The organism is Flavobacterium suncheonense GH29-5 = DSM 17707 (assembly GCF_000430025.1).
Classification (GTDB): domain Bacteria; phylum Bacteroidota; class Bacteroidia; order Flavobacteriales; family Flavobacteriaceae; genus Flavobacterium; species Flavobacterium suncheonense.
This window is the reverse complement of the sequence record NZ_AUCZ01000030.1, coordinates 1-3,295: the sequence shown is the minus strand read 5'-3', so window position 1 is coordinate 3,295 and position 3,295 is coordinate 1. Positions and strand designations below refer to the sequence as shown.

The following is a 3,295-nucleotide window of genomic DNA, read 5'->3' as shown; positions in this document are numbered from 1 at the left end:
GTTCCATAGTTTGACAAATGTTGTTTAATTTTTTGTCAACCTATTTTAGGATTTTGCACTCTTTACAATTACTGCTAACGTCCACAGGCTTTGTGCTGGTGGGGATTTTTGTTACTGATGTTTACAAATATACCGAAAAGACTGAAAGAAATAGCGGAATGAAAAGAAGAAATAAAATCACCAAACCATTCCAAAAAATCACCAAGCCCCGCCTTTTCATAAAACCGCTGTTAGCTGTAGTAATAATTTGTTTTTTATTTATTTGGCGGTGGAAATTTTATTTGCTCACTTGGATCAATAGGCTTTGGCGGCATGGGTAAGCTTAATGTGTCTTTTCTAAATGCAAAGATTTCAAACTCCTTTTGACTTTTTTTAATATTTATAGAATCAATAATCTCGTAATATTTTTTGTTGTAATTATCAGATATTGCTTTTTGAGTTTTTAGAAATAAGGAGTATTTCAAATCATTTTCATATTTGTCAGTTTGCTCATAAGTGAAACTTATAACTTTATCGTTTTTATATTTTAGTTTTACTCTTATTACAGGACCATCGTAAACATCCAATCTATTTGTATCTATTTTTGATTCGTAGTATTCATCGTTGAGAGACTTATTTGTTTCTCCTATATCCAATATTATTTTGGTGTCAATTTTAGACTTTAAATAGATATATTTTGGCTCAAATGGTTTTACCCTTTTTATGATTTCTACATCTCCATTTGTATAAATTTTTGAATATTCATCAAGATCGACGAATAACTTTGTGTTTTCATCATAGTTATAATAATATGACATAATCTCAATACTTTCAAGTTCATTTTCCTTTTGAGAACAACCAAATAATAATATAGCTAAAAAAAGGCTTAGTCTCTTCATTTCGTTCCGTTTTGAGATTATTACAGCTAACGTCCCGCCGGCTTTAAGAAGTTGGGGATTTTTGTTCCCAAACCATTCCGTTAAGGCTGAAGTCAAATATACAAAAAGCTCGTTCCATTAAACACTCAAACCCCAATTTCTTAAAACCGCTGTTAGCAGAAGATTTATTTAAAGAAAGGACAAATAATCGTTTTTTTAAATTTTGGATTTTTCTTTTCCAGAACTTTGCTAATGTTTTCAAAGTCAGTATCTTTTTCCTTGATTTTATATTCTATAAGCTCAAACCCATACTTTGATTTTCTATTTTCAAATTTGACAATACTTTCGTTGAATTGATTTGAGTTAACAAGACAAGGCTGTACAAACCAAGGTAAATTTTTAGTAGTATAAATAATTATATTACCATCTTCTGAAATATATTTAGTTGTTTTGAATCCTAGTACAACAACATTTGAATTTTTGTATTTTTTGAATTTGATATTCTTATATGTATATATGTCAGATTTGTCAAGTTTATAGCATACAATATTATTTGGATAATTTACATAGATGTTTTCATCTCCACTTACATTAGATTGTACACTAGGGTCATTTAAAGTTTCTGTATTTTTTAAATAGCCAATTTTTTCATTAGACTCAAAGTTATAGATCATGTTTTCAAAAAATAAACTCTCCGTTTGAGATTTAAAATCACCAGTGGATTTTTCGGTTAGACTTAATAATTTGTATTTTGAGGTATAAATTTTTTGACCAAAACAAAAAAATGGACAGTATATTAGTAGTATGATGAATGTTAGTTTTGTTTTCATAATATTCTATTTTTATTAGAAGGGGACAATGTCCCCTTCTGAAAATGATACTTTTTATTCTGTAATATTAATGCCAATTAAAGCTTTTGAAATTTCTGCTTGGAATTCTTTTGAATCTAAAATTTCGCTTCCATCGCTAATTACTTCAGCATTTGTAATTGTACCTTTTGGATCTAGTTGTGCAGCTACTCTGAAAGTTTGTGTTCCTGAACAATTACCTGACATTGTTACTGTACCGTGTATAGAATTGACACTTGGAGGAATAATGTTGTAATCAATTGTGATACTATAATTAACATTACATCCACCACTTAAAGTGATAGAACCTTTAATTGTTTTTACTTTAATAGCACTTTCTGTTATTATTGATTTTTGTCTTTGAATTATTGAGTTTTTTGCATTTACACTGCTTGAAAAGAAAAGAACAAATGTAAATAATCCATAAATTAAATTTTTCATTAAAATAAAGTTTAATTGTTTTTCTTACTTTCAGTCTTTTATGTCGCTGTTTCAGTTTTCCGACAGATTTAAAAATAAAACATCCTTGCAAGGTTTTTCAAGATATTTGCAACTATCATGAAACTCGTTTGTTTGATTTTTACAAACGTAAGAATATTCTTGAAACAACAAAATTTTTTTGTAGGTTTTTTTTTAAAATTTCCTGCTAACGTGTTGCAGCTTGGCAAAGTTGCGACAGTTAATGATTTACGTTCACAAATATACCGAAAAGATTAGAAGAAAAAACCAGACTTTGGAGAAGAAATGCTAACAACATCGCTTACCGACACAAACCAAGCCTAGCAATTTTGCCAAACTGCTGTTAGCGACTGTTTTATAATTATTTTTTCCAGAACACGTCTGTTAAATAGAAAACAGTGTCAATAAAGTAAAGAATTTCATTTTGAGTTAATACATTTTCATCATGTAGATCTTCCAAAATTATCCCTAGTTCTCGATTGATATAATCATTATTTCGATTGTTTTCGAAACCATTTAAAGTTAAAAAAGTTTTTACTTTTGAAAGGTCTGTATTTGAAGTAATTGAAACGTAATTTTGTTTTACAACTGCATAGAGTGTTTCATTATCTTTAGTAAAACCAAGTAATTCGTATGCTGTGTCGGAGAAAAAGTAGTTATGTAGTAGCAAATTATAAAAGTAATCTTTCCAAGAACTGTAATAAATAGCATCATTAAGCTTTAAAACATGTCCACTATCATTTAGATATACTTTTTGCTCGGCTCCTTCACTTACATATTGAGAAAAATCAATATTTTCTATCCAAAGGTTTTCTTTAGAAACATAATCTTCTAACCTCTTTGCTTCTTGACTTTTGAAATGCTTTTCAACTTCAATAATTGAGCTTGCTTTCTCGCCATTGTCAAGGTAACAGGTGATTGTTTGGATAATTGTTCCAAACCTAACTTTGCTCTTTCCTGAAAGGATATTGTGTAATTCATTTTTTAGCTCATTTTGCATTTACAAATATAATTAAAAATTTCAAGATTTCGCGTAGTGTATTGTCCTAAAATAGTTGACAAAATTTAGATTAAAAATTTAAGCTAATATACGTTTTTTCTTATTTGACTTATAGGATTTGTAAATTACAT

The 3,295-nt window shown here is 28.6% G+C and carries 4 protein-coding genes; all 4 read right to left on the bottom strand.

Annotation, left to right across the window (positions count from 1 at the left end):
• Window positions 1-254 precede the first annotated feature (254 nt).
• Window positions 255-878: a hypothetical protein gene (locus tag G498_RS0109790; RefSeq protein ID WP_131387722.1), complete on the bottom strand. Its 624-nt coding sequence runs from the start codon at window positions 876-878 to the stop codon at window positions 255-257.
• Window positions 879-1,042: 164 nt separating this feature from the next.
• Window positions 1,043-1,687 (bottom strand): hypothetical protein, encoded by a 645-nt coding sequence (locus G498_RS0109785; protein ID WP_026980997.1) that lies wholly within the window; start codon window positions 1,685-1,687, stop codon window positions 1,043-1,045.
• A 54-nt stretch (window positions 1,688-1,741) separates the two neighbouring features.
• Window positions 1,742-2,146, bottom strand: coding sequence for a hypothetical protein (locus G498_RS0109780; RefSeq protein ID WP_026980996.1), 405 nt, complete (start codon window positions 2,144-2,146; stop codon window positions 1,742-1,744).
• Window positions 2,147-2,525: 379 nt separating this feature from the next.
• Window positions 2,526-3,164 (bottom strand): putative polyvalent protein kinase domain-containing protein, encoded by a 639-nt coding sequence (locus tag G498_RS0109770; protein WP_026980995.1) that lies wholly within the window; start codon window positions 3,162-3,164, stop codon window positions 2,526-2,528.
• Window positions 3,165-3,295 lie beyond the last annotated feature (131 nt).